This is a genomic window from Geodermatophilus sp. URMC 65 (genome assembly GCF_053502545.1).
This window is the reverse complement of record NZ_CP199954.1, coordinates 3,709,527-3,733,502: the sequence shown is the minus strand read 5'-3', so window position 1 is coordinate 3,733,502 and position 23,976 is coordinate 3,709,527. Positions and strand designations below refer to the sequence as shown.

At 74.3% G+C, this 23,976-nt stretch carries 25 protein-coding genes and 1 tRNA gene; 19 read left to right on the top strand and 7 right to left on the bottom strand.

Annotated elements, in window-relative coordinates; all coding sequences use genetic code 11:
* Positions 1-31 precede the first annotated feature (31 nt).
* From ACWIX7_RS18145 to ACWIX7_RS18135, 3 genes are all read left to right on the top strand, one after another.
* Positions 32-811, top strand: coding sequence for a DUF3105 domain-containing protein (locus ACWIX7_RS18145; protein ID WP_448617817.1), 780 nt, complete (start codon positions 32-34; stop codon positions 809-811).
* Positions 808-1,461: a DUF305 domain-containing protein gene (locus tag ACWIX7_RS18140; protein WP_448617816.1), complete on the top strand. Its 654-nt coding sequence runs from the start codon at positions 808-810 to the stop codon at positions 1,459-1,461. Before ACWIX7_RS18145 ends, ACWIX7_RS18140 begins: the two co-directional genes overlap by 4 nt.
* Before the next feature lie 59 nt (positions 1,462-1,520).
* Positions 1,521-1,592: transfer RNA gene (locus ACWIX7_RS18135), tRNA-Arg, on the top strand.
* Between the two features lie 185 nt (positions 1,593-1,777).
* Here the strand turns inward: ACWIX7_RS18135 and ACWIX7_RS18130 are convergent.
* Together ACWIX7_RS18130 and ACWIX7_RS18125 are read right to left on the bottom strand one after the other, a co-directional pair.
* Complete coding sequence (locus ACWIX7_RS18130; RefSeq protein WP_448622166.1) at positions 1,778-2,338, bottom strand: nitroreductase family protein; 561 nt, start codon at positions 2,336-2,338, stop codon at positions 1,778-1,780.
* A gap of 384 nt (positions 2,339-2,722) precedes the next feature.
* A complete protein-coding gene (locus ACWIX7_RS18125; RefSeq protein WP_448617815.1) occupies positions 2,723-3,493 on the bottom strand; it encodes an SDR family NAD(P)-dependent oxidoreductase in 771 nt (256 codons plus the stop codon).
* A 143-nt stretch (positions 3,494-3,636) separates the two neighbouring features.
* On the opposite strand from ACWIX7_RS18125, the gene ACWIX7_RS18120 reads away from it, so the two are divergent.
* The 5 genes from ACWIX7_RS18120 to ACWIX7_RS18100 all read left to right on the top strand — a co-directional run bounded on the left by ACWIX7_RS18120 (position 3,637) and on the right by ACWIX7_RS18100 (position 8,001).
* Positions 3,637-5,136 carry a long-chain-fatty-acid--CoA ligase gene (locus ACWIX7_RS18120; protein ID WP_448617814.1) on the top strand — a complete coding sequence of 500 codons (1,500 nt, stop codon included), beginning with the start codon at positions 3,637-3,639 and terminating at the stop codon, positions 5,134-5,136.
* A gap of 58 nt (positions 5,137-5,194) precedes the next feature.
* On the top strand, positions 5,195-5,590 hold the full coding sequence (locus ACWIX7_RS18115; protein ID WP_448617813.1) for a hypothetical protein: 396 nt from the start codon (positions 5,195-5,197) through the stop codon (positions 5,588-5,590).
* A complete protein-coding gene (locus tag ACWIX7_RS18110) occupies positions 5,511-6,629 on the top strand; it encodes an alpha/beta fold hydrolase (RefSeq protein ID WP_448617812.1) in 1,119 nt (372 codons plus the stop codon). The genes ACWIX7_RS18115 and ACWIX7_RS18110 overlap by 80 nt, the downstream gene beginning before the upstream one ends.
* Entirely contained in the window at positions 6,626-7,168 is a 543-nt protein-coding gene (locus ACWIX7_RS18105) for an N-acetyltransferase family protein (protein ID WP_448617811.1), read from the top strand. Before ACWIX7_RS18110 ends, ACWIX7_RS18105 begins: the two co-directional genes overlap by 4 nt.
* A gap of 131 nt (positions 7,169-7,299) precedes the next feature.
* Entirely contained in the window at positions 7,300-8,001 is a 702-nt protein-coding gene (locus ACWIX7_RS18100) for a hypothetical protein (RefSeq protein WP_448617810.1), read from the top strand.
* Positions 8,002-8,020: 19 nt separating this feature from the next.
* On the opposite strand, the gene ACWIX7_RS18095 is transcribed toward ACWIX7_RS18100, so the two are convergent.
* The 3 genes from ACWIX7_RS18095 to ACWIX7_RS18085 all read right to left on the bottom strand — a co-directional run bounded on the left by ACWIX7_RS18095 (position 8,021) and on the right by ACWIX7_RS18085 (position 11,323).
* Positions 8,021-9,655 carry an ABC-F family ATP-binding cassette domain-containing protein gene (locus tag ACWIX7_RS18095; RefSeq protein ID WP_448617809.1) on the bottom strand — a complete coding sequence of 545 codons (1,635 nt, stop codon included), beginning with the start codon at positions 9,653-9,655 and terminating at the stop codon, positions 8,021-8,023.
* Between the two features lie 118 nt (positions 9,656-9,773).
* Positions 9,774-10,832, bottom strand: a complete 1,059-nt coding sequence (locus ACWIX7_RS18090) for an adenylate/guanylate cyclase domain-containing protein (RefSeq protein ID WP_448617808.1) — start codon at positions 10,830-10,832, stop codon at positions 9,774-9,776.
* A 32-nt stretch (positions 10,833-10,864) separates the two neighbouring features.
* Positions 10,865-11,323: a universal stress protein gene (locus ACWIX7_RS18085; RefSeq protein ID WP_448617807.1), complete on the bottom strand. Its 459-nt coding sequence runs from the start codon at positions 11,321-11,323 to the stop codon at positions 10,865-10,867.
* 184 nt (positions 11,324-11,507) lie between these two features.
* Between ACWIX7_RS18085 and ACWIX7_RS18080 the strand changes: the two genes are divergently transcribed.
* The 6 genes from ACWIX7_RS18080 to ACWIX7_RS18055 all read left to right on the top strand — a co-directional run bounded on the left by ACWIX7_RS18080 (position 11,508) and on the right by ACWIX7_RS18055 (position 19,260).
* Positions 11,508-12,512 (top strand): ABC transporter ATP-binding protein, encoded by a 1,005-nt coding sequence (locus tag ACWIX7_RS18080; RefSeq protein ID WP_448617806.1) that lies wholly within the window; start codon positions 11,508-11,510, stop codon positions 12,510-12,512.
* The gene (locus ACWIX7_RS18075; protein WP_448617805.1) at positions 12,509-13,276 is read left to right on the top strand and encodes an ABC transporter permease; all 768 of its coding nucleotides are present in this window, start codon (positions 12,509-12,511) and stop codon (positions 13,274-13,276) included. The genes ACWIX7_RS18080 and ACWIX7_RS18075 overlap by 4 nt, the downstream gene beginning before the upstream one ends.
* Before the next feature lie 84 nt (positions 13,277-13,360).
* The gene (locus ACWIX7_RS18070) at positions 13,361-14,182 is read left to right on the top strand and encodes an ankyrin repeat domain-containing protein (protein ID WP_448617804.1); all 822 of its coding nucleotides are present in this window, start codon (positions 13,361-13,363) and stop codon (positions 14,180-14,182) included.
* Positions 14,183-14,318: 136 nt separating this feature from the next.
* Positions 14,319-18,191, top strand: coding sequence for a multifunctional oxoglutarate decarboxylase/oxoglutarate dehydrogenase thiamine pyrophosphate-binding subunit/dihydrolipoyllysine-residue succinyltransferase subunit (locus tag ACWIX7_RS18065; protein WP_448617803.1), 3,873 nt, complete (start codon positions 14,319-14,321; stop codon positions 18,189-18,191).
* A gap of 12 nt (positions 18,192-18,203) precedes the next feature.
* Positions 18,204-18,383, top strand: coding sequence for a DUF6104 family protein (locus tag ACWIX7_RS18060; RefSeq protein ID WP_448617802.1), 180 nt, complete (start codon positions 18,204-18,206; stop codon positions 18,381-18,383).
* A gap of 169 nt (positions 18,384-18,552) precedes the next feature.
* On the top strand, positions 18,553-19,260 hold the full coding sequence (locus ACWIX7_RS18055; protein ID WP_448617801.1) for a metal-dependent hydrolase: 708 nt from the start codon (positions 18,553-18,555) through the stop codon (positions 19,258-19,260).
* On the opposite strand, the gene ACWIX7_RS18050 is transcribed toward ACWIX7_RS18055, so the two are convergent.
* Entirely contained in the window at positions 19,250-20,437 is a 1,188-nt protein-coding gene (locus tag ACWIX7_RS18050; protein WP_448617800.1) for an NAD(P)-dependent malic enzyme, read from the bottom strand. The genes ACWIX7_RS18055 and ACWIX7_RS18050 overlap by 11 nt on opposite strands.
* Before the next feature lie 117 nt (positions 20,438-20,554).
* Between ACWIX7_RS18050 and ACWIX7_RS18045 the strand changes: the two genes are divergently transcribed.
* On the top strand, positions 20,555-21,160 hold the full coding sequence (locus ACWIX7_RS18045; RefSeq protein ID WP_448617799.1) for a dTDP-4-dehydrorhamnose 3,5-epimerase family protein: 606 nt from the start codon (positions 20,555-20,557) through the stop codon (positions 21,158-21,160).
* On the opposite strand, the gene ACWIX7_RS18040 is transcribed toward ACWIX7_RS18045, so the two are convergent.
* Complete coding sequence (locus tag ACWIX7_RS18040; protein ID WP_448617798.1) at positions 21,157-21,531, bottom strand: S26 family signal peptidase; 375 nt, start codon at positions 21,529-21,531, stop codon at positions 21,157-21,159. The genes ACWIX7_RS18045 and ACWIX7_RS18040 overlap by 4 nt on opposite strands.
* A 51-nt stretch (positions 21,532-21,582) precedes the next feature.
* Here ACWIX7_RS18040 and sodN point away from each other — a divergent pair, with 51 nt between their 5' ends.
* From sodN to ACWIX7_RS18020, 4 genes are all read left to right on the top strand, one after another.
* Entirely contained in the window at positions 21,583-21,984 is a 402-nt protein-coding gene (gene sodN, locus ACWIX7_RS18035) for a superoxide dismutase, Ni (protein WP_091212760.1), read from the top strand.
* Positions 21,985-22,109: 125 nt separating this feature from the next.
* Positions 22,110-22,682 (top strand): LysE family translocator, encoded by a 573-nt coding sequence (locus ACWIX7_RS18030; RefSeq protein ID WP_448617797.1) that lies wholly within the window; start codon positions 22,110-22,112, stop codon positions 22,680-22,682.
* A gap of 86 nt (positions 22,683-22,768) precedes the next feature.
* Positions 22,769-23,128, top strand: coding sequence for a VOC family protein (locus ACWIX7_RS18025; RefSeq protein WP_448617796.1), 360 nt, complete (start codon positions 22,769-22,771; stop codon positions 23,126-23,128).
* A 168-nt stretch (positions 23,129-23,296) separates the two neighbouring features.
* Positions 23,297-23,974, top strand: coding sequence for a phosphatidylserine decarboxylase (locus tag ACWIX7_RS18020; protein ID WP_448617795.1), 678 nt, complete (start codon positions 23,297-23,299; stop codon positions 23,972-23,974).
* Positions 23,975-23,976 lie beyond the last annotated feature (2 nt).

Below are 23,976 nucleotides of genomic sequence, written 5' to 3'. Positions count from 1 at the left end.
CCGGCGAGGACACGAGCACCGAGGAGAGGCCTTGGCCAAGGACCGCAAGCCCGAGCCCGACCGCACGCGCGGCGGAGCCAGCCGGGCGGGCGCGGCAGGCGGGAAGGGCGGGCGCGCGCGTCCGCCGGTGACCAACGTCGTGGCCCCGCAGCGGCCGTGGGGGCTGATCGCCGCCGCGGTCGCCGTGCTGGTGTTCGCCGCCGCCGTCCTCACCTACGCCGTCCTGCAGGTCAACGAGGCCGAGGCCGGCCGGGTCGACTCCGCCGACGAGATCCAGGGCCTGCAGACCTTCGACTACGCCGCCGGCCAGCAGCACGTCACGACCCCGGTCACCTACGACCAGTCCCCGCCGGTGGGCGGGCCGCACGACGGCGAGTGGGCCGACTGCACCGGCACCGTCTACGACGTGCAGATCCGGCAGGAGAACGCCGTCCACAGCCTCGAGCACGGCGCCGTCTGGACCACCTACGACCCCGAGGTCGTCACCGGCGACGCGCTGCAGACGCTCCGGGACCTGGCCAGCGAGTCCGGGCGGATGGTCTCCCCGAACCCCGGGCAGGACTCCCCCATCAGCCTGCAGTCCTGGAACCACCAGCTGAAGGTCGACTCGGCCGACGACCCGCGGATCCGGCAGTTCGCCGACTTCTTCACCTACAACCAGGAGTTCTACCCCGAGCCGGGCGCCAGCTGCGAGAACCCGCAGTTCATCAGCGACCCGCTGACCGTGGCTGACAGCAGCCGCGGCGCTGCCTCCATGACCACCGACTCCCCGACCACGCCGACGGCCGGGGCCCAGACCGGCTCCCCGTGACCGCCGCGCGCAGCCCGCTGCGGGTCCTCCTGCTGGCGGTCATCGCCGTCGGGCTGGTCCTGATCGGCGGGGGCGCGGCGGTCGCCCTGGGCATCGGCCGCGGAGAGGCGGTGCCGGGGTCGGGGTCGGTGGCGGCTGGCTTCGCCCGCGACATGTCCCGGCACCACCTGCAGGGCGTGGAGATGGCGAACCTGGTGCCCGAGCGCAGCACCGACCCGGAGGTCCGCCAGCTGGCCTTCGACATCGCCGAGACCCAGCAGAACCAGGCCGGTCGGATGCAGGGCTGGCTGGCGCTGTGGGGCCTGCCGCCGAGCGGCGGGGATCCCATGGCCTGGATGGGCTCGGACGGCGGGCACGCCGGGCACGACATGTCGGAGATGCCCGGCGGGCTGATGCCGGGGATGGCCACCGAGTCGGAGCTGGCGCAGCTGCGCTCCCTGTCGGGCACGGAGTTCGACGTCGAGTTCCTGCGGCTGATGATCCGGCACCACCAGGGCGGCTTCGACATGGCGCAGTACGCCGCCGAGCACGCCGACGTCCCGGCCGTCGCGGACCTGGCGGGCACCATCGCCGAGACCCAGACGGCGGAGGTGACGACCATGGAGGGGATGCTCGCCGCCCGCGGCGGCTCCCCGCTCCCCGCGCCCTGACGCACCGCCGTCCGGACGCCGCGGGCGGGCTGGTAGGTTCTACGACGCCCCACCGCAGAGCCCCCGTAGCTCAGGGGATAGAGCACCGCCCTCCGGAGGCGGGTGCGCAGGTTCGAATCCTGCCGGGGGCACCCAGCAGCACGAGAGGCCCCGCCGACCCGGGAACGGGTCCCGGCGGGGCCTCTCGCGTCCGGGTACACCCTCGGCCACCGCAGCGGTCAGCCGGCACCCGGCAGCGGCCCCGTGGCCGGCACGGACCACGGCGACGCGCTCCCCTGGCTCCGCGGCGGAACGCGCCGACGGTGAGCGGCTCCGGTCAGGCGGCGGCGGTGTCAGCGGCGACGGGCTGCAGCGGCAGCAGCAGCTGGTCGAGCGGCAGCCGGTCCCGGGCGGCCGTCTCCCGGCTGGCGAACGGCTCGGCGAGCTGCACCGCCTCGTCACGGCGCCCGAGAGCCAGGACCACGAGCGGCGTGACCGCGCCGGAGGCGGCGAGGAGCGCGGCGACCCGGTCCCGGTCGAAACCACCGAGCTGGTGGACGACGAGGCCCTCGTGCTGCGCCTGCACCGACAGGTGCGCCACCGCCTGCCCGGTGTCGTAGACCGCCCACGGCCGGGCCGTGCCGTCCGGAGCGGCCGTCTCGGCCGCGGCGACGACGAGCGCCGAGGCGGCGTGGGCCCAGGCTCGGTTGCCCGGGGCCAGGGCATCGACCACGGCGGCGTGCTCGGCGCTGCCCCGCAGCGCGACGGCGAACCGCCACGGCTGGGTGTTCGACGCGCTCGGCGCCCAACGGGCGGCCTCGAGCAGGGCGGTGAGCTGGCCGACCGTGAGTTCGTGCCGGGGGTCGAGGGCGCGGGGGCTCCACCGCTCGGCGAGCAGCGGGTGCAGGGGTGCGGCGGTGGTCGCGGTCTTCGGGGTGGGCGGGGGTCGTCGCGGTCATGGCATCCGTTCCGTGTGTCGCTGGGTCGGCAGCGGGTCGAGGGGGCAGACCCCCGTCGGACCGGACGACACGCGTCGACCGCCTGGAGGTGCACCGCGCCGCCGGATGGCTGCCGTTCGAAACCTGTTTGAAGGCTGAACCATGCCGGTGTCGCGAGGTGACCCCTGGCACGCGCCGGTACGTGCCGGCTGCCGACGGGACCGACGCCGCGCCCGGACTCGCCGCAGCGGCAGCGAGGCGCCCCGCCGTCCGCGGCGGGGCCCCTCGTGCGTCCCAGGCCGGCGTCAGGCGGGGAGCAGGTCCCCCGGACGTGCGCCGGCGCGTCAGCTGGTGAGCAGGCCGCCCTCGACCGGCAGCGTCGTCCCGGTGACGTAGCCGCCGGCGTCGCTGGCCAGGAAGACCAGCGCGGCGGCCAGCTCCATGGGGTCGCCCTTGCGGCCGGCCAGGACGCGGGTCATCTGGCCCTCGATGTAGCCCTCCGGGTACTGGTCGGTCATCTCCGACTCGAAGAAGCCGGGGGCCAGCGCGTTCACCCGGATGCCCTTGCGGCCCGTCCACTGCTGTGCGAGGTCACGGGTGAGCCCGATGAGGCCGGCCTTGCTGGCCGCGTAGGCCGCCTGGGGCAGCCCGGCGGTGGTCAGCCCGAGGATGCTCGAGATGTTGACGATCGAGCTGCCCGGCTGCATCACCCGCGCGCAGGCCTGCGCCATCCAGTAGCAGCCGTTGAGGTTCACGTCGATCACCGAGCGGAACTGCTCCGGGGTCTCCCGGGTGGCCGGCACGGCGGTGCCCACGCCGGCGTTGTTGACCAGGACGTCGACCTTCCCGAACTCGGCCACGGTGGCGTCCACGAGCCCCTGGCAGTCCTCCGGCCGGGCGACGTCGGTGCGCACCGTGATCGCCCGCCGTCCGGCCGCCTCCACGGCCGCCCGGGTCTCGCCCAGCCGGTCCTCCCGGCGGGCGCCGAGCGCGACGTCGGCACCGGCCTGGGCCAGGGCACGGGCGAACACCGCACCGAGGCCGGAGGACGCCCCCGTCACGATCGCCACCCGGCCGTCCAGCCGGAACATGTCGAGGACCGCCCTGTCCGTCACGTGCACTCCCGTCGTCGTCGGTGGGCCCTGAGCCTGTCGCTCCCGCGGCCGCCCCGCCACCCGCGGCCTCCCGAACTGTGGGGTAGACCACAGACCTCACGGGTAGGGGCCGGACCCGTTCTGCGTTCCAGTGAGGAGGATCCGTGGCCAACCTGGCACAGCACCTGCTCGACACCGCGGCCGAGCACGGCGACCGGCCGGCGCTCCGGATGGACGAGGCCGTCCTGACCTACGACGGGTTCTGCGAGGCCGCTGCCGGGGTGGCCGCAGGCCTGCGGGAGCGGGGCGTGCAGCCCGGCGACCGGGTCGGGATGGTGCTGCCCAACGTGCTCAGCTTCCCGGTCGTGTTCTACGGCGCGCTGATGGCCGGCGCCGCCGTCGTCCCGATGAACCCGCTGCTCAAGGCGCGTGAGGTCGAGTACTACCTGCGCGACTCGGGCGCCCGGCTCGTGGTGGCGCTGGACGCGAACGCCGACGCGACCACCGAGGCCGCAGCTGCCGTGGGCGTCGGCGCGGTGACCGTCGGCCCGGTCGACGCCGGCGGGGTGCTGGGCGGGTCCGGCAGCCGGGACCTCGAGCCGCGGGAGGACCAGGACGCGGCGGTCATCCTCTACACCTCGGGGACCACCGGCCCGCCGAAGGGCGCGGAGCTGACCCACGCGAACCTCAGCACCAACGCCCGCACCACGCAGGAGACCCTGCTCGAGGGCACGCCGGACGACGTGATCATGGGCTGTCTACCGCTGTTCCACGTCTTCGGACTGACCTGCGCGCTCAACGCCGGTGTCCTGGCCGGGGCCTGCCTGACGCTGCTGCCGCGCTTCGACGGCGCGAAGGCGCTGTCGATCATCGAGCGGGACCGGGTGACCGTCTTCGAGGGCGTGCCGACGATGTTCGCGGCGATGCTGCACCAGGCCGACCGGGACCGCTACGACGTCTCCAGCCTGCGCCTGTGCATCTCCGGCGGGTCGGCCATGCCGGTCGAGGTCATGCGCGGCTTCGAGGAGGCCTTCGGCTGCATCGTGCTGGAGGGCTACGGCCTGTCGGAGACCTCGCCGGTCGCCTCGTTCAACCACCCGCACGCGGAGCGCAGGCCCGGGACGATCGGCACCGCGATCCGCGGCGTGGAGATGCGCCTGGTGGACGACGCGGGCGGCGACGTCCCCACCGGGGAGGTCGGCGAGATCGCCATCCGCGGCGAGAACGTCATGAAGGGCTACTGGGGCAAGCCCGAGGAGACGGCCAAGGCCATCCCGGACGGCTGGTTCCGCACCGGCGACCTGGCCCGCCAGGACGAGGACGGCTACTTCGCCATCGTCGACCGCAAGAAGGAGATGATCATCCGCGGGGGCTACAACGTGTACCCGCGGGAGATCGAGGAGGCGCTCTACGAGCACCCCGCGGTCGCCGAGGCCGCGTGCGTCGGCGTCCCGCACCCCGAGCTGGGCGAGGAGGTCGCCGCGGCGGTGGCCCTCAAGCCCGGGCAGCAGGCCGATCCCGACGAGCTGCGCGCCTGGGTCAAGGAGCGGGTGGCCGCCTACAAGTACCCGCGGCACGTCTGGCTGGTCGAGTCCCTGCCCAAGGGGCCCACGGGCAAGATCCTCCGCCGGGCCGTCGAGGTGCCGGAGGAGGTGCGGGCGTGAGCGGGCTCGCGAGCTCACCCACGGTCGTGCGACCGGCGAGCGCCGGCGAGGAGGACACGTGAGCGAGCCGCCGCGGTGGCGGCAGGCCTTCGACGCCGTCGAGCGCCGCGTGACCCCCCGGGCGGAGGAGGTCGTCCGCAGCGAGGCCTTCGCCGTCGGTGCCGCCCTGACCCGCCGTGCGGTCACCCTGGCCCGCGGCACAGCACGCGGGGCCACGACCCGCTTCTGGCACCTGCTCGACCTGCCGGCCGGGACCGACGTCAGCCGGCTGCGCGCCCAGGTCGGCGCCCTCGACCGCGAGGTCCGCCGGCTGACCCTGCAGCTCGAGGCGGCGCGACGGGAGACCGAGCGCCGCGGCACCCCCGAGGAGTCCGATGCCGACAGTGCCCAGCCCGCAGACGGTGCTCGACCGCGTCCGGCGCGACGTCGAGCGCAACGCCCTGCGCGCCCGTAACGGTCTGCGCCTGGTCAGCGGCGTCGCCCGGCCCGACGTCGGGCAGACGCCCAAGGACGTCGTCTGGCAGCGCGGCCGGACCCAGCTGTGGCACTACCGCAACGACCCCGACACCCACGGCGGGGTCCGGTACTCGCCGCCGCTGCTCATCGTGTTCAGCCTGGTCAGCCGTAGCTACATCCTCGACCTGGCGCCGGGCAACAGCTTCGTCGAGCAGTTGCTCCACGCGGGCTTCGACGTCTACCTGCTCGACTGGGGCGAGCCGGACGAGCGGGACGCCGCCAACACCCTCGAGGACTACGTCGACGACTACATCCCCGCCGGCGTCCAGCGGGTGCTGGAGGTCTCCGGGGCCGACGAGGTCACCCTGTTCGGCTACTGCTTCGGCGGCGACCTCGCCCTCCTCTACGCCGCCCACCACCCGGACGCGCCGGTCCGCAGCCTCACCGTGCTGGCCACCCCGGTGGACTTCCGGCACATGGGCCCGCTGGCCGACCTGTTCCGGGTCGGCGGCCTGGAGGTGTCCGACGTGCTGGACGCCGACGGCAACGTGCCGCCCCGCGTCGTCCTGCAGGGATTCAAGACGCTGACCCCCACCGCGGAGGTGACCCGCTACGTGACGCTGTGGGAGCGCCTCTGGAACGACGAGTACGTGGCCGGCTACCAGGCCATGACCGGCTGGTCGGACGACCACGTGCCCTTCCCCGGGGCGGCCGCGGAGGAGACGGTGCGGATGCTGGTGCGCGACAACGGCATGGTCACCGACCGGCTGGCGGTGGGCGGTGACCGCGTGCACCTGTCCGACATCCGGGTGCCGTTCCTGACCGTCCGGGCCGATCGCGACCACATTGTCCCGCCCGAGGCGTGCGCGCCGCTGATCGACCTGGTCGGCTCCCCGGACAAGCACGAGCTGCGGCTGCCGGCCGGGCACATGGGCCTGGTCGTGGGCCGGACGGCGGCCCGGACGACGGTGCCGACGATCATCGACTTCCTCCGACGACGCAGTGAGCCGCTGCACTCCGAGGAGGTCGCCCGGTGACCACCGTGACCCCGCTGACGGAGGCGCACTGCGAGGCCCTGGTGCGCTTCTTCGCCGACCTGCCCGAGGGCGACCGCACCTTCATCCGCGAGGACGTCACCGACCCCGAGGTCGTGCGCGGCTGGACGGCCGGCTCGCCGGGGGTCGACCGCTGGGTGGCGGTGGACGACGGCGGCCGGGTGTTCGGCTACGTGGCCGTCCTCCGGCTGCCCGGTTGGTCCGACCACGTCGGTGAGGTCCGGCTGGTGGTCTCGCCCGACCGCCGCGGCTCGGGGCTGGGACGGGAGCTGGCCCGGCACGCCGTGGTGCACGCCCTCGAGGCCGGGCTGACCAAGCTCGTCGTCGAGGTGGTCGCCGACCAGGGGCCGGCGCTGGCGCTGTTCACCGGTCTGGGCTTCACCGGGGAGGCACTGCTGGTGGACCACATCCGCGACCGGGACGGGAACCTGCGCGACCTCATGGTGCTGGCCCACCACGTCGGCGAGACCTGGGCCGGCATGGACGCGGTCGGCCTCACGGAGGCGCTCGACACCCCCTGAGGAGCCGGCGACCGATCGTCCCGCGATCGTCCCGTCGGGGTCTCCCGGGCGTTGCCGACCCGACACCTGCGCCCGCGACGCTCGCGCTGCGAGCGGGCCACCCGGGTCCGCCGCGCGTCCCGGGAGGCACCGTGACCGCACCGACCTCGTCGAACTGGCTGCGCGTCGGCGCCACCGTCGCCGCGGGCCGCCTCCGTCCGCCCGTGGGCAGCAGCCGGCGCCGCAGCGTCTGCGGGGCCGCCCGCGTGCTGACCGGCCTGGGCGTGCGCGTCGAGGTCCACGTGCCGGCCACGGCCTGGCCGCGCACGGGCACCGGGCTGCTGCTGGTGTCGAACACGGCCACCGCCCTGGACCCGCTGGCACTGCTCACCGTCGTCCCCGGCGCCGCGGTCGCCGGGGTCCCCGACCGGCTCGCGGGGGTGCCGGTGCCGGCGGGCCCCGCGGTCTCCGCGCGGATCGCCACCTCCCTGCGCCTGGGGACGTCGGTCAGCGTCCGCCCCGAGGAGGGCGTGCGGAGTGGCCCGGGTCTGGGCCGCTTCTCCCCCGCCCTGCTGGCCGCCGCGGTGGACACCGGTGCCGCGGTGTGCCCGGTCGCCGTCCGCTGGCGCGGCGCGGCGTCCCCGCCCCCTGGCGGACGCTCGACGGTGGCGGCGATGCGCTGGCTGGCCGCCTCCCCCGGCACTGTCGTGGAGGTGCACCTGCTGCCCGCCCTGTCCTCCGCCGGCGCGACGCCGCAGGAGCTGGCGACGACGGCCGAGTACGCGGTCGCCGCCGTCCTGGAGACCCCGTCCCCGGCCCCGTCCCGAGGCTCGCGCCGAGCGTGCGAGGCGTGAGGAGGACGGGGTCCTTCCACTACTCGGTGACCCGGCCGTCCTCGACGGCGATCCGGCGCGGGGTGTCGACGGCAGCCAGCATCCGGCGGTCGTGGGTGACCAGCAGCAGCGTGCCGCGGTAGCCGGCCAGCGCCTGCTCGAGCTGCTCGATGGCCGCCAGGTCGAGGTGGTTGGTCGGCTCGTCGAGGACCAGCACGTTCACCCCACGGGCCTGCAGCAGCGCCAGTCCGGCCCGGGTCCGCTCCCCCGGCGAGAGGGTGTCGGCCGGACGCAGCACGTGCTCGGCGGTCAACCCGAACTTGGCCAGGAGGGTGCGCACCTCGGCGGTGGGCCGGTCGGGCACCTCCGCGGCGAAGGCCTCCAGCAGCGGCTCGGCGCCGAGGAACGCGCCGCGGGCCTGGTCGATCTCGCCGATCCGCACCGACGGGCCCAGCCCGCCGCGGCCCTCGTCCAGCGGCACCCGGCCCAGCAGGGCGGCCAGCAACGTGGACTTGCCGCTGCCGTTGGGGCCGGTGATGACCACCCGGTCGCCCCAGTCCACCTGCAGGTCGACCGGACCGAGGGTGAAGTCCCCGCGGCGCACGACCGCACCGGACAGCGTGGCGACGACCGCTCCGGCACGCGGCGCGGCGGCGATCTCCATCCGCAGCTCCCACTCCTTGCGCGGCTCCTCGACCACGTCCAGCCGCTCGATCAGCCGCTCGGTCTGCTTGGCCTTGGCCCCCTGCTTCTCCGCCGTCGCCCGGTTGTGGGCCTTGATGAACTTGTCCGGGTCCTTCTGCTTCTTGACCGCGTCCCGCACGCCCTTGGCCAGCCAATTGCGCTGCATGCGGGCGCGCGCCTCGAGCCCGGCCCTCGTCTCGGCGTACTCCTCGTACTCCTCGCGCGCGTGCCGCCGGGCCACCTCCCGCTCGACCAGGTAGGCCTCGTAGCCGCCGTCGTGCACCCGCACCAGCTGCTGGGCGAGGTCCAGCTCCACCACGCGGGTGACCGTGCGGGCGAGGAACTCACGGTCGTGGCTGACGACGACGATGCCGCTGCGCGCCCCGGTGACGAAGCGCTCCAGCTGCTCCAGGCCGGCCAGGTCCAGGTCGTTGGTCGGCTCGTCGAGCAGCAGCACGTCGTAGCGCGAGAGCAGCAGGCCGGCCAGCCCGACCCGCGCGGCCTGGCCCCCGGAGAGCCCGGTCGTCCCCGCGTCGAGGGACACCCCGGGCGCCACCTCGCCGACGACCTGCGCCGCGCGCTCGTCGAGGTCGGCCCCGCCGAGGGCCAGCCAGCGCTCGAGCGCCTCGGCGTAGGCGTCGCCGGCGCCGTCCGCGCCCTCGGTGAGCGCGTCGGTGGCGGCGTCGAGAGCGGCCTGCGCGGCGGCGACCCCGGTCCGGCGGGCCAGCGCCTGGCGCACCGTCTCCCCCGGCCGGCGCTCGTGCTCCTGCGGCAGGTAGCCGAGGGTCGCCGTGGGTGGGCTGATGGTGACGCTGCCCGACTCGGGTGGCAGCTCACCGGCGAGCGTGCGCAGCAGGGTGGACTTGCCCGCGCCGTTGACCCCGACCAGCCCGACGACGTCGCCGGGGGCGACGACGAGGTGGAGGTCGGAGAACAGGACGCGGGCACCGTGGCCGGCGGCCAGGCCCCGGGCGACGAGCGTGGCACTCACGGGACACCAGGGTGCCAAGCCGGGCCGGGACGACGCGAACGGTATGAGGACCACGTCCTCCCCACCGTTCGCAAGCTCACGGCGAGCCTCTGGACGGGGCCCGGGGGCAGGGGGTCCTTCACTCGTCGACGTCCTCCTCCAGGACCTCGTCGGCCATCTCGTCGAGCATGGTCTCCAGCGCGAGGTCGGCCTCCCCCGGCGGGCGGCGCTGCACCCGCCAGGGCTGCAGGTCGTCGTAGCCGCGCACCGACACCCGGCGCAGCGGCCGCACCCGGTAGCGGGGCAGCCCGCGCAGCTGCCGGGCGAGGTCCCGGTCGACCAGCAGCGTGCCGGGCCGGCCGAGCGAGGTGAGCCGGCTGGCCAGGTTCACCACCGGCGAGTACACGTCGCCGAGGTGCGTGAGCACGGTGCCGTACGCGGCGCCGACCCGCAGCGGTGGGCGGTCCTCGGTCTGCCAGGCCTCGGGCAGCTCCAGCCCGATCTCCACGGCGTCGATCGCCGAGACGGCGGTGTAGAGGACGCCGTCCCCCACGGTCTTGACCACCCGGCCGTGGTGGCGGGCGATGACCTCGGTGGCGGTGCTCTCGAAGTTCTCGACCATCGCGCCGAGCTCCCGCCCGCCCATCCCCCGGCTGCGGCTGGTGTAGCCGACCAGGTCGGCGAAGCCGACGGCGAGCTCCCGCCGGTCGACGGCGGCCGTCGGGGTGAGCAGCCGGTCGGCGTTGGCGACCAGGTGCCGCCGCCACACGTAGTCCTGCACCTCCCGCAGCAGCGGCAGGAGGCTGCGGGCGGCGGCCACCACCTCCTCCGGCGGGACGGCGCGCCGCCCGGTGTCGGCGCCGCTGCGGGACAGGGCGTCGGCGAGCAGGTCGGTCTGCCAGTCGGCCAGCCGGGACAGCGACTGCCCCATCGCGCGGGCGATCGAGGCCTCGGTCCCCGGCTCGACGAAGCCGGAGTCGATGAGCGTGCTGAGCAGCTCCAGTGCCCGGACGTCGGCGTCGGTGAAGACCGGGTCGTCGTCGGCGACGTCGGGGAAGCCGAGCGCCCGCCACAGCCGCCGGGTGCTCGCGGGCGGCAGGCCGGCCATCGCGGCGATCTGCAGCCGGGTGTACCGGCGCGGACCGTCGAGGAGCAGGCGCAGCAGCGCCTCGTGGGCGTCGCCGGCGTCCGCTCCCACGTCTGGGTCCCGAGGGGTGTCCGGCAGGGCCGTCAGCCCGTGGTGTGGACGACCAGGACGTCCACCGACGAGCGGCGGGTCACGTCGGCCGGCACCGACCCGATCAGCCGGCCCTTGAGGCTGTCGAGCCCGCGGTTGCCGACGACGAGCAGGTCGGCCTGGGCGCGGCCGACGACCTCGAGCAGGGTCTCCACCGGCGAGCCGACGACGGCCATCTGCTCGACCTCCCCCGCGCCGGCCCCGACGGCCTCCTCCGCGGCGCGCTGCACGGTGTCGTCCGCCGGCGCGGACCCGACCACCTGGTCCGGGCCCTCACCCGGAGCGTCCTGAGTGCGGCGCGCCTGGCGCCCGTCCGCCCGCGACGGCAGGTAGGCGCACACGATCACCAGCCGCGCGCCGCAGGCCCCGGCGAGAGCCCCGGCACGGCGCACCGCCCGCAGGGAGGACTCCGACCCGTCGGTCCCGACGACCACCGTGCGGTAGGCGCTCACGGACCCTCCTCGCTGGCGTTCCCGGGCGCCTCCGGCGGCGGCGCTCCGGCGTGCCGGGGAACCGGCTCACCCGCCCGACCGGCCAACCTACCGAATGCGCCGGTCAGGGGGTGTGCCCGGGGTCACGCCGGGACACGCGCGGGGCGGACCACGGGGTGCCGTTTCGGCCACCGCGTGCGCTTGGATGGAGCTGTCGCCCGGCCGACGCGAGGAGAGCGCCATCCACCCCGGCAGCAGCCACCACCGCGACCCCGTGCGGGTCGAGGTCCGCGGCCTCAGCAAGAGCTTCGGCGCCGTCCGCGCCGTCGACGACCTCAGCTTCACCGTCGAGCCGGGGTCCATCACGGGCTTCCTCGGCCCCAACGGCGCGGGCAAGACCACCACGCTGCGCATGGCCCTCGGTCTCGAGCGGCCGGACGCGGGGACGGCGACCTTCGACGGCGTCGCCTACGCCGACCTCCCCTCGCCCGTGCGCACGGTCGGCGCGGTGCTGGAGACCGCGTTCCACCCCGCACGGTCCGGGCGCAACCACCTGCGGGTCTACTGCCGGGCAGCCGGGCTGCCGGTCTCGCGCGCCGACGAGGTGCTCGCCCAGGTCGGCCTGGCCGACGCCGGCAGGCGCCGCGCGGGCGGCTACTCGCTGGGGATGCGGCAGCGGCTGGCGCTGGCCACCGCACTGCTGGGCGACCCGGCGGTGCTGGTGCTCGACGAGCCGGCCAACGGGCTGGACCCCGAGGGCATCCAGTGGCTGCGCGGCTTCCTGCGCCACCTCGCGCACACCGAGGGGCGCACCGTGCTGGTCTCCAGCCACCTGCTGGCCGAGATGGAGCAGACCGCCGACCGCGTGGTGATCGTGGGCGCCGGGCGGCTGGTCCGCGAGGGCTCGATCGCCGAGCTGCGCTCCGGCACGCAGGGCAGCGGGGCGGTGCTGGTGCGCAGTCCCGAGGCCGGCCGGCTGGCCGAGGTCCTCCGCGTCGCCGGGCTGAGCGTCGGTCCCGCCGAGGACGGCCGGGTCACGGTGACCGGGACGACGCCGGCCACGGTGGGAGCGCACGCCTTCCGGGCCGGTGTCGAGCTGCACGAGCTGCGCGCGGAGACCAGCGGCCTGGAGGAGCTGTACTTCCGCCTCACCGCCGGCCAGGAGCAGTACGCCGCCACCGACACCACCATGCAGGGGGCCGCCCGATGACCGCGCTCGTCCGCGCCGAGTGGACCAAGCTGTTCTCCACCCGGGTCTGGATCGGGCTGCTGGCCGGTGCCGCCGTGATGGCCGGTGGGTTCGCCGCCCTGCTCACCGGGCTCGCCGGGCAGGAGGGTGGCCCGCCCCCGGTCGGCTCGCCCGACTACGAGGCGCTGGCCCTCGCCGTCGCGTCCAACGCCGTGGTCTTCGCGCTGATACTCGGCATCATCGGGATGACCCAGGAGTTCCGGCACCGCACCGCGACGCCGACCTTCCTCACCACGCCGAAGCGCGGCCGGGTCGTGGTCGCGAAGCTCGTGGCCTACGCGCTGGCCGCCGTCCCCTTCGCCCTCGTCGCGCTGGCCGTGACGGTCGCGGTGGTCGTCGTCTACGCCGGGGCACGGGGCGCCGCGCCGTCCCTGACCGGCGAGAACGCGGAGGTGCTGCTCAGCGCCGGGCTGGCGATCGTCGTGTACGCGGTCATCGGCGTGGGCCTGGGCGCGCTGCTGCGCAACCAGGTCGGGGCGATCGTCGGGGCGCTGGTCTACCTCTACGTCGTCGAGCCGTTGCTGTCGGCCTTCTCCGCCACGGCGGCGGTCTACAAGTGGCTGCCCGGCGGCGCGCTGGAGGCCATGACCACCACCTTCCGCGGCCCGCAGGCCATCGCCCCCGACCTCCTCGAGCGGTGGCAGGGCGGCCTGTTGCTGCTCGGCTACGGTCTGGTGGCGGCGCTCGTGGGAACCCTGCTCTCCGTCCGCCGCGACGTCGTCTGAAAGGACCCCGTCCTCCCCACCCCTCGCGAGCTCGGGGGGGCCCGGGACGGGGCCGCTGCTCCCGATCGGAACGGGGATCCCCCCATGACCACACCCACGACCACGCGCATGACCGCCCCACGACTGGCCCGGTTGATCGCCGACGGCGACGCCGGGGCCGTGCGCGCCGCCGTCCAGGACTCCCCCCGCCTGCTGACCGCCACGGTGGAGCGCGACGGCCAGAGCGGCTGGACGCCGCTGCACCTGGCCGTCGCCGACGGGCGCGCCGACGTCGTGCGCCTGCTGGTGGAGGCCGGCGCGGACCTCCGCGCCCGGACCGAGCACGGCCGGGACCCGCTGCACACCGCGCTGGAGTCCGCGCCCGACCTGGTCCCGCTGCTGCGCGAGCTGGGCGCCCCGGTGGACGCCGCCAGCGCCGCTTACCTCGACGACGTCGAGCAGCTGCGCACCGAGCTGGACGGCGGCGCCCCGCTCACCGACCCGGTGACGGGGGTGGACCTGCTGACCCTCGCCGCGGCCGGCGGCGCGGCGAGCAGCGCCCGGACGCTGCTGGACCGGGGCGCCGACGCCGACCGCGGCGCGCTGCACGCCGCCGCGGCCAGCACCCGGCCGGAGCTGGTCCGCCTGCTGCTGGCCGCCGGGGCCGACGTCGACCGGCGCGAGCCCGACACCGGCCGCTCCCCGCTGCACGCCGCTGTCACCGGCGCTCCCGGGCGCGACGCGCCCGACGTGGTCGGCGTCCTGCTCGACGCGGGAGCCGACGTCAACGCCACCACCGTCGACGGTGCCAGCGCCCTCGACATCAGCCGGGTCGCCGCGGCCCGCACCCGCCGGGACGACGCAGGTCGGGCGACCGCGCACGACGCCCTCGCCGAGCTGCTCGTGGCACGCGGCGCCACGGACTGAAGGAGGCCCCCTGCAGGACTGCCACCAGGACGCGGCCGTTCCACACCCGGTCTGCCTGCAGGTGCGGGCGTAGACTCCAACCCCGGTCCAGAGACGTGCACCGACGACGAAGAAGGCACTCGACCCCGTGTCAAGCGTGAGCTCATCCCGGCCGTCCTCCACCCCCAACTCCTCAGCGGTGGCGGGATTCGGCACCAACGAGTGGCTGGTCGAGGAGATGTACCAGCAGTACCTCGCCGATCCGTCCAGCGTGGACCAGGCGTGGCACGAGTTCTTCGCCGACTACCGACCGGGCAGCCCGGTGTCCGCGAGCGACGACCGGGAGGCGCCGGCCGCACGGGCCGCCGAGCCCGCGTCGTCCGCCCCGGCCGCCGAGTCCGCCCCGGCGGCCGAGTCCGCCCCGACGGCCGCGCCCACCACCCGGCAGCCGGCTCCCGCCGCCCAGCAGCAGCCGGCCCCCGACGAGCAGCCCACCACTGGTGACGGCTCCTCCCGGGCCACCCGCGTCCAGGCGCAGACCGAGGACACCGTGGTGAAGCGGGCCGCTGACCGGACCGCACAGCAGCAGCCGGCCGCCAAGGCCGCGCCCGCCGCGAAGCCGGCACCGGCCGCGAAGCCCGCCGCCAAGGCCGACCAGCCCGCCGGCGAGGGTCCGAAGCGCGTCCCGCTGCGCGGGGCGGCGGCCAGCGTCGTCAAGAACATGAACGCCTCGCTGACCGTGCCGACGGCGACCAGCGTGCGCGCGGTCCCGGCCAAGCTGCTGGCCGACAACCGCATCGTCATCAACAACCACCTGGCCCGCTCGCGCGGCGGGAAGGTCTCGTTCACCCACCTGATCGGCTACGCGCTGGTCCGGGCGCTCGACGACTTCCCGAACATGAACGCCGCCTTCGCCGAGGTCGACGGCAAGCCGACGCTGGTGCAGCCCGAGCACGTCAACTTCGGCCTGGCCATCGACCTGCCCCGGCCCGACGGCTCGCGCTCCCTGGTCGTCGCCTCCATCAAGTCCGCCGAGGAGATGGACTTCGCCCGGTTCTGGGGCGCCTACGAGGACGTCATCCGCCGCGCCCGCGCGGGCAAGCTGACCCTCGAGGACTTCTCCGGCACCACGATCAGCCTCACCAACCCGGGCACGATCGGCACCAACCACTCGGTGCCGCGGCTGACCGCCGGCCAGGGCGCGATCATCGGCGTCGGCGCCATGGAGTACCCGGCCGAGTTCCAGGGGATGAGCCAGGAAGCGCTGACCGACCTCGGCATCTCCAAGATCATCACGCTGACCTCGACGTACGACCACCGGATCATCCAGGGTGCCGAGTCGGGCGACTTCCTCCGCCGCCTGCACCAGTTGCTGCTGGGCGAGGACGGCTTCTACGACGACGTCTTCCGCTCGCTGCGGATCCCGTACGCCCCGGTGCGCTGGATGCCAGACGTGCGGGTCAGCCACGAGGGCGAGATCGACAAGGAAGCCCGGGTCATCGAGGTCATCGAGGCCTACCGGCGCAACGGCCACCTCATGGCCGACACCGACCCGCTGGAGTACCGGGTCCGCAGCCATCCCGACCTCGACATCCTCGAGCACAGCCTGACGCTGTGGGACCTCGACCGCCAGTTCCCGGTCGGCGGCTTCGCCGGCGAGCGGATGATGGCGCTGCGCGACATCCTGGGCGTGCTGCGCAACTCCTACTGCCGCACTGTCGGCGTGGAGTACATGCACATCACCGACCCCGAGGAGCGCGAGTGGCTCCAGAAGCGGGTCGAGGTCAAGGCCGATCAGCCCGACCGGGAGAAGCAGAAGCACATCCTCGGCCGGCTCAACGCCGCTGAGGCGTTCGAGACCTTCCTGCAGACGAAGTACGTCGGCCAGAAGCGGTTCAGCCTCGAGGGCGGGGAGTCGGTCATCCCGATCCTCGACGAGGTGCTCATCGCGGGCACCGAGCACGGCCTCGACGAGGTCGCGATCGGCATGGCCCACCGTGGCCGGCTCAACGTGCTGGCCAACGTCCTCGGCAAGAGCTACAGCAAGATCTTCGGCGAGTTCGAGGGCAACATCGACCCGGGCACCGTCCAGGGCTCCGGCGACGTGAAGTACCACCTCGGCGCCGAGGGCACCTTCACGAACCCGTTCAAGGACGGTGCCGAGATCGCCGTCTCGCTGGCCAGCAACCCCTCGCACCTAGAGACGGTCAACCCCGTCCTCGAGGGCGTCGTCCGCGCCAAGCAGGACATGATCGACAAGGGCGAGCAGGGCTTCACCGTCCTGCCGGTCCTGCTGCACGGCGACGCCGCCTTCGCCGGCCAGGGCGTCGTCGCGGAGACGCTGAACCTCTCGCAGCTGCGCGGCTACCGCACCGGCGGCACCGTGCACGTGGTCATCAACAACCAGGTCGGGTTCACCACGAGCCCGGCGCAGTCCCGCTCGAGCCTCTACTCGACCGACGTGGCGCGGATGGTCAACGCGCCGATCTTCCACGTGAACGGTGACGACCCCGAGGCCTGCGTGCGGGTCGCTCGGCTGGCTGTCGACTACCGGCAGGCGTTCAAGAAGGACGTCGTCATCGACATGATCTGCTACCGCCGGCGCGGCCACAACGAGGGCGACGACCCGTCGATGACCCAGCCGCTGATGTACGACATCATCGACCGCAAGCGCTCGGTCCGGAAGCTGTACACCGAGTCCCTCATCGGCCGCGGCGACATCACGCTGGCCGAGGCCGAGGAGGCACTCAAGGACTACCGCGACCAGCTGGAGCGGGCCTTCGCCGAGACGCACGACGCGCAGGACACCTCGAAGCCGCAGCCGGTCATGGACCAGCCCGCGCAGGAGCAGCCGGTGGCCACGGCGATCACCACCGAGGTGCTCAAGGCGATCGGCGACGCGCACGTCTCGCTGCCGCAGGACTTCACGGTCCACCCGAAGCTCCAGCGGATGCTGGAGCGGCGCGCGGCGATGGTCAGCGAGGGCGGCATCGACTGGGCGATGGGCGAGCTGCTGGCCTTCGGGTCCCTGCTCATGCAGGGCGTCCCGGTGCGGCTGGCCGGTCAGGACTCCCGCCGCGGCACCTTCGTCCAACGTCACTCGGTGCTCATCGACCGGGAGTCCGCCGTGGAGTACACGCCGCTGGCGAACCTGTCCCCGGAGCAGGCGAAGTTCTTCGTCTACGACTCGCTGCTCTCGGAGTACGCGGCGCTGGGCTTCGAGTACGGGTACTCGGTGGCCAACCCCAAGGCCCTGGTGCTGTGGGAGGCGCAGTTCGGCGACTTCGTCAACGGCGCCCAGATGGTCATCGACGAGTTCATCAGCTCCGGTGAGGCCAAGTGGGGTCAGCGCTCCGGCGTCACCCTGCTGCTGCCGCACGGCCTCGAGGGGCAGGGCCCGGACCACTCCAGCGGCCGCATCGAGCGGTTCCTGCAGCTGTCGGCGGAGAACAACATGACCGTCGTCAACTGCTCGACGCCGGGCAACTACTTCCACCTGCTGCGCCGTCAGGCGCTCTCGAACGTGCACCGGCCGATGGTCGTCTTCACGCCCAAGTCGCTGCTGCGGGCGAAGGCCGCCGTCAGCCCGGTCTCGGAGTTCACCGACGAGACGTTCCGGCCGGTGCTGGCCGACCCGGGCGTCGGTGGCGAGCCGCTGGACGACGGCGCCGTGCGTCGGGTCCTGCTGTGCAGCGGGAAGGTCGCCTACGACCTGTTGGCGCAGCGGGAGGCCACCGGCACCGCCGACACCGCGGTGCTGCGCGTCGAGCAGCTCTACCCGCTGCCGGCCGAGCAGATCCGGCAGGCGCTGGAGCGCTACCCGAACGCGCAGGACGTCGTCTGGGTGCAGGAGGAGCCGGCGAACATGGGCGCCTGGCAGTTCATGGCCGTGAACCTGCCCGAGCACCTGCCGTCCGGCCGCCGCCTGCGCCGCGTCAGCCGGCCGGCCGCGGCCAGCCCGGCCGTCGGCTCGGCGAAGGTCCACGAGGTCGAGCAGAAGCGTCTCGTGGCCGAGGCCTACGCGAACTAGTCCTGCCGACCGATGTACTTCACGGACCGGGGTCTGGAGGAGCTGGCCGACCGGCGGGGCGAGGAGCAGGTGACCCTCGCCTGGCTGGCCGACCAGATGCAGGCGTTCGTCGACCAGCACCCCGACTTCGAGGTGCCCGTCGAGCGGCTGGCCACCTGGCTGGCCCGCGGCGGCACGGAGGACGACGAGTAGGAGGACCCCCTGCCCCCGCCGCTCGCGAGCTCGCGGCGGGGGGCCCTGCAGGGGGCCACGAGATCGGCGATCTCGCACGTTCTGGCGGGCCCCGCGGTGCGATCCGGAGGATCGCCGTGTGATGGCGCGCCTGCCTAGGAACGTCGGCCCGCGACGGCACGCTGTGTCGGTGCTCGGTCACTCGCACGCGCTCTCCGGGCTCGCCGCCGGTGCCGCGACGCTGCCGTGGGCCCCGGTCGGGGGCACCGTCGGCCAGGTCGCCTGGATCGCCGCCGTCGGCGGGATGGCCATGCTGCCCGACCTCGACCACAACGGCTCGACGGTCTCGGACATGTGGGGCCCGATCACCGACGTCCCCTCCGGTGCGGTCGGACGGCTGGCGCAGGGGCACCGCTGGGGCACCCACGACGCCTTCCTGGCCCCGCTGGCCTTCGGCGCGCTGGCGCTGGCCGCCGCGAACGCGTTCTGGTCCAGCCTGCTGCTCCTGAGCCTGGCCATCGGGCTGGCGCTCAGAGCGCTGCACTTCGTCATCCCGGGACGGGCGGAGAACACCGTCGTCGGCAACCTGGTGCTGTCCTGGGGGAGCGCCTGGCTGCTGCTCGAGCACTCCCCCAGCCCGGCCTGGCTGCCCTGGGCGGTCGCACTCGGCGTGCTGACCCACATCGCCGGGGACGCGCTCACGACGCAGGGCGTGCCGGTGCCGGTGCTGTGGCTGCTGCGCCGCTCGCGGCTGAAGCTGACCCCGCTGCGCACCGGGGCGTCGCTGGAGAAGGTCGTGCTGGTGCCGGCGTTCGTGCTGGTGACGCTGTACTGCGTCTACCTCAACACCGACGTCCGCGCCGCGGTCGACCCGCTGCTGGCCACCCTCAGCGGGTGACGCCCTGCTCGCGGGCGCAGGCGGCCACCGCGGTGGCCACGGCCTCGGCCACCCGGCGGTCCAGCGGACTGGGCACCACGTAGTCCGCCCGCACCTCGTCGCCCACGACATCGGCGATCGCGGTGGCCGCGGCCAGCTTCATCTCCTCGGTGATGCTGGTCGCCCCGGCGTCGATCGCGCCCCGGAAGACCCCCGGGAAGGCGAGCACGTTGTTGATCTGGTTGGGCTCGCCGCTGCGGCCGGTGGCGACGACGGCCGCGTACCGGGCCGCCATCTCCGGGTCCACCTCGGGGATCGGGTTGGCCAGCGAGAACACGATGCAGTCCTCCGCCATCGAGGCGATCACCGACTCGGGCACCGAACCGCCGGACAGGCCCAGGTAGACGTCGGCGCCCTGCAGCGCGCCGGCCATCGTGCCCGCGTAACCGGCCCGGTTGGTGTTCTCCGCGAGCCAGCGCTTGATCGGCGGGAGGTCCTCCCGGCCGGTGTGCAGCACGCCCCGGGAGTCGGCCACGGCGATGTCGGCGACGCCCGCCTCCAGCAGGATCTTCGTGCAGGCGACCCCGGCCGCACCGGCGCCGGAGACGACGACCCGCAGGTCGCCCAGTTCGCGGCCGACGACCCGTGCGGCGTTGCGCAGCGCGGCCAGGACGACGATCGCCGTGCCGTGCTGGTCGTCGTGCATGACCGGGATGTCCAGCCGCTCGCGCAGCCGGTCCTCGATCTCGAAGCAGCGCGGCGCGCTGATGTCCTCGAGGTTGATGCCGCCGAAGGACGGCGCGATCGCCGCCACGGTCTCCACGATCGCGTCGACGTCGGACGTGGACAGCACGACCGGCACCGACGAGAGGCCGGCGAACTCGCTGAACAGGCAGGCCTTGCCCTCCATGACCGGCAGCGCCGCGGCCGGGCCGATGTCGCCCAGACCCAGGACGGCGGTGCCGTCGGAGACCACCGCGACCACGCGCGGCGCCCAGGTGAACCGGTCGGCCAGCGCGGGCTCGGCGGCGATGGCGCTGGACACCCGCGCGACGCCGGGCGTGTAGGTGAGCGCCAGGTCGGCGACGGAGTCGATCGAGCGGGTGGGGCGGACGACGAGCTTGCCGCCCTCGTGCACCGCGAACGCCGGGTCGTCGGCGAAGCGGTCGGCAGTCCCGTCGTGCTGCTGCGCGCTCATGGACCCGGGAGCCTAATCCCCCTCGCACCGTCCCGTCCCGGCGCACGGGGGACACGGTCCGCGCGCGGTGGACCGGGGCTGCGCGGTGCCGAGGCCCGACCTGGCTACCGTCCAGGCGTGCAGATCCGTCAGCTCGCCGTCGGCGACGCCTACGTCCTCGACCTCGTCCCGCACGGCGACGCCCGCGGCCGGTTCACCGAGTGGTACCGCGCCGACGTGCTCGCCGACGCCGTCGGCCACGGCCTGCCGCTGGCCCAGGCCAACCACAGCGTCTCCGCCCGCGGCGTGCTGCGCGGCGTCCACTTCGCCCTCGTCCCGCCCGGCCAGGCCAAGTACGTCTACTGCCCGACCGGCCGAGTGCTCGACGTCGTCGTCGACGTCCGCGTGGGCTCCCCCACCTTCGGCGTGCACGACGCCGTCGTCCTCGACAGCGAGCAGCCCCGTGCGGTGTACCTCGCCGAGGGCCTCGGGCACGCCTTCCTGTCGCTGGCCGACGGCAGCTCGGTCACCTACCTCGTCTCCAGCGGCTACGACCCGTCGCGGGAGTTCGGGGTCTCGCCGCTGGACCCGGAGCTCGACCTGCCGTGGCCGGACGACGTGGAGTTCGAGCTGTCGGCCAAGGACCGGCAGGCGCCCACGCTGGGCGAGGCCCGCGAGCAGGGTCTGCTGCCGACGATCGAGGAGTGCCGCGCCCGCTACGCGCAGCTGCGCACGGCCCGCTAGGCCGGACGCCCCGGCAGCCGCCCCGGCCGTGGCCACAGCCGGCCGACCACCCGACCGACGACGACCGCCGGGCCGAACGCGCGGCTGTCGTCGGTGACGAGGGGATTGTCCCCCTCGACCCAGTGCCCACCCGGCACCGCGCGGCGCACCCGCTTGACCACCAGCAGCTCCGGCCGCGCCGGGAAGCGGGCGAGGACGACGTCGCCGTGACCCACCGTGGTCGCTCCGGTGACCCGCCGTACCAGCAGTCGGTCGCCGGAGCGGACCGTGGGGGTCATCGACGGACCGGACACCCGCGCCACCACCCAGGGCGTGACCAGCGGCTCGACGTCCGTCGTCCGCCCTGCTCCGGACGTGTCCCCGCTGCTCACCGGGAGTAGGGTCGCAGACGAACCGACCCCACAGAACCGGAGGCTCAGCCCATGCGTTTCCGCATGTTCTCCGCCGTGGAGGCCACCGCTCACTGCGACCTCCCCTGCGGCGTGTACGACCCGGCCCAGGCCCGCATCGAGGCGGAGTCCGTCAAGGCCCTCCAGGAGAAGTACCAGGCCAACGAGGACCCGGTGTTCCGCACCCGCGCCATCCTGATCAAGGAGCAGCGGGCGGACCTGGTCAAGCACCACCTGTGGGTGCTGTGGACCGACTACTTCAAGGCCCCGCACTTCGAGAAGTACCCGCAGCTGCACGAGCTGTTCAACAAGGCGACCAAGCAGGCCGGCGCCTCCGGCGCCAAGGGCAGCATGGACCCGGCCGAGGGCCAGAAGCTGCTCGACTACATCGCCGAGATCGACAAGATCTTCTGGGAGACGAAGGCCGCCGCCTAGGGTCTCCCGCAGCACGGCAACGGCCGGCGAGCGCTCCGCTCGCCGGCCGTTGCCGTCCCTGGCGTCCCCCCGCCCGAGGAGGGCCCGATGGGCATCGAGACGTCCTGACGTCGCTGGTGCTCGCGGTGACGCCCGGCACGGGGGTGCTCTACACGGTGACCGCCTGCCTCAGCCGCGGCACACGCGCCGGCCTGGTGGCCGCCCTGGGCCGCACGCTGGGCATCGTCCCGCACGTGGCCGCGGCCGTGACCGGCCTGGCCGCGCTGCTGCACACCAGCGCGGTGGCCCTCCAGGTGCTCAAGTACCTGGGGGTGGCCTACCTGCTGTTCCTCGCCTGGCGCACCTGGCGGGACCGCAGCGCCTTCGACGTGCACGCCGACCCGGCCGCTCCCCGCTCGGTCCGGCAGGTCGTCGTCTCGGCCGTGCTGGTGAACGTCCTCAACCCGAAGCTGACGATCTTCTCCGTCGCGTTCCTCCCCCAGTTCGTCGGCGACAGCCTCGGTGCGGTGTGGCAGATGCTCCAGCTCTCCGCCGTGTTCATGCTGGTCACGCTGGTGGTCTTCGCCGGCTACGGATGGGGCGCCGCCGCCGTCCGCACCCACGTGCTGACCCGCCTCCGGGTGCTCACCTGGTTGCGCCGCACGTTCGCCGCAGCCTTCGTCGCGCTGGGCGCGAAGCTCGCCACGGCCGATCGCTGAGGCCCCGCCCGCCCGCGGGCGATGACTTCTGCGGGCCGGGACGGTCTGCCGTGCCGAGACACCACACCCGCACCCCAGGAGACCCCATGGCCGCCCGCCTCAACCCGTACCTGCACTTCGCCGGCAACGCCCGCGAGGCGATGGAGTTCTACCGCTCCGTCCTCGGGGGCGAGCTCGACGTGATGACCTTCGGTGACGTCGGCGGCGGCGGGGACCAGTTCCCCGACGACGGCGTCATGCACGCCTTCCTGCGCACCGAGGGCGGACTGGAGCTGATGGCCTCCGACGGCCACGACCCGGATGCCGCCGGACCCGACCGGGTGTCGCTGTCCCTGTCCGGGGACGACGCGCCCACGCGGACCCGCTGGTTCAGGGGCTGGCCGAGGGCGGCGCGGTCGACGTCCCGCTGGAGAAGCAGGTGTGGGGCGACACCTTCGGTCAGGTGACCGACCGCTACGGCCTGCGCTGGCTGGTGAACATCGGCTCGGTCCCGGCCTGACGAAGGACCCCCTGCCCCCGCCACCCGCCGGCTCGCGGCGAGCCTCGGGACGGGGCCGCGGCGGGGCCCGTGCAGGGGCCGGACCACGGTCGCGGCCCGGTACCGTCTGACCTCGATGCGTATCGACCGGGCTGGGTGGCCCTTCATCACCGGACCCCTGGCACCGGCCGCCGTGCTCGCCGCGGCAGGCCGCGCCGGCGGCCGTCGCGGCCTCCGCCTCGCCGCCTGGCCTTTCGTCCTCCTGTCGGCCTACATGGCGCTGTTCTTCCGCGACCCCGACCGGCGCTGCGACGTCGAGGCGCCGGCACCCGACGACGTCCTCTCCCCCGCGGACGGCGTGGTGCTGGTCGCGGGTGAGCCGCAGGAGGGCGTCGCCCCGGAACCCGCCCCCGCGGGCGACTGGCAGCAGGTCAGCGTGTTCCTGTCCGTCGTCGACGTGCACGTCAACCGCTCGCCGTACCACGGTGAGGTCGTGGAGAGCTCCTACCGCAGGGGCAGTTTCCTGGCCGCCTACCGCAAGGAGTCGGCGCACCGGAACGAGCGCAGCGAGCTGTGGCTGCGCGACGGCGACCGAACGGTGGTGTTCCGGCAGATCGTCGGCGTGCTCGCCCGCCGCATCGTCACCCGCACCGGCGTCGGCCGGCGGCTGACCACCGGGGAACGGATGGGCCTGATGAAGTTCGGCTCCCGGATGGACGTCTTCGTCCCCCGGGACTGCACGGTGCTCGTCCGGGTGGGCCAGCGGGTGCGCGGCGGCGAGACCGTCATCGCCCGCTGGTCCGGCGCTCGCTGAGG

What these genes read in the sequence shown, in the direction of transcription:
- ACWIX7_RS18110 (WP_448617812.1), top strand. Translation starts at nt 5,511, where the DNA reads ATGCCGACAGTGCCCAGCCCGCAGACGGTGCTCGACCGCGTCCGGCGC.
- ACWIX7_RS18080 (WP_448617806.1), top strand. Translation starts at nt 11,508, where the DNA reads ATGGAGCTGTCGCCCGGCCGACGCGAGGAGAGCGCCATCCACCCCGGC.
- ACWIX7_RS18075 (WP_448617805.1), top strand. Translation starts at nt 12,509, where the DNA reads ATGACCGCGCTCGTCCGCGCCGAGTGGACCAAGCTGTTCTCCACCCGG.
- ACWIX7_RS18070 (WP_448617804.1), top strand. Translation starts at nt 13,361, where the DNA reads ATGACCACACCCACGACCACGCGCATGACCGCCCCACGACTGGCCCGG.
- ACWIX7_RS18060 (WP_448617802.1), top strand. Translation starts at nt 18,204, where the DNA reads ATGTACTTCACGGACCGGGGTCTGGAGGAGCTGGCCGACCGGCGGGGC.
- ACWIX7_RS18050 (WP_448617800.1), bottom strand. Translation starts at nt 20,437, where the DNA reads ATGAGCGCGCAGCAGCACGACGGGACTGCCGACCGCTTCGCCGACGAC.
- sodN (WP_091212760.1), top strand. Translation starts at nt 21,583, where the DNA reads ATGCGTTTCCGCATGTTCTCCGCCGTGGAGGCCACCGCTCACTGCGAC.
- ACWIX7_RS18025 (WP_448617796.1), top strand. Translation starts at nt 22,769, where the DNA reads ATGGCCGCCCGCCTCAACCCGTACCTGCACTTCGCCGGCAACGCCCGC.
- ACWIX7_RS18020 (WP_448617795.1), top strand. Translation starts at nt 23,297, where the DNA reads ATGCGTATCGACCGGGCTGGGTGGCCCTTCATCACCGGACCCCTGGCA.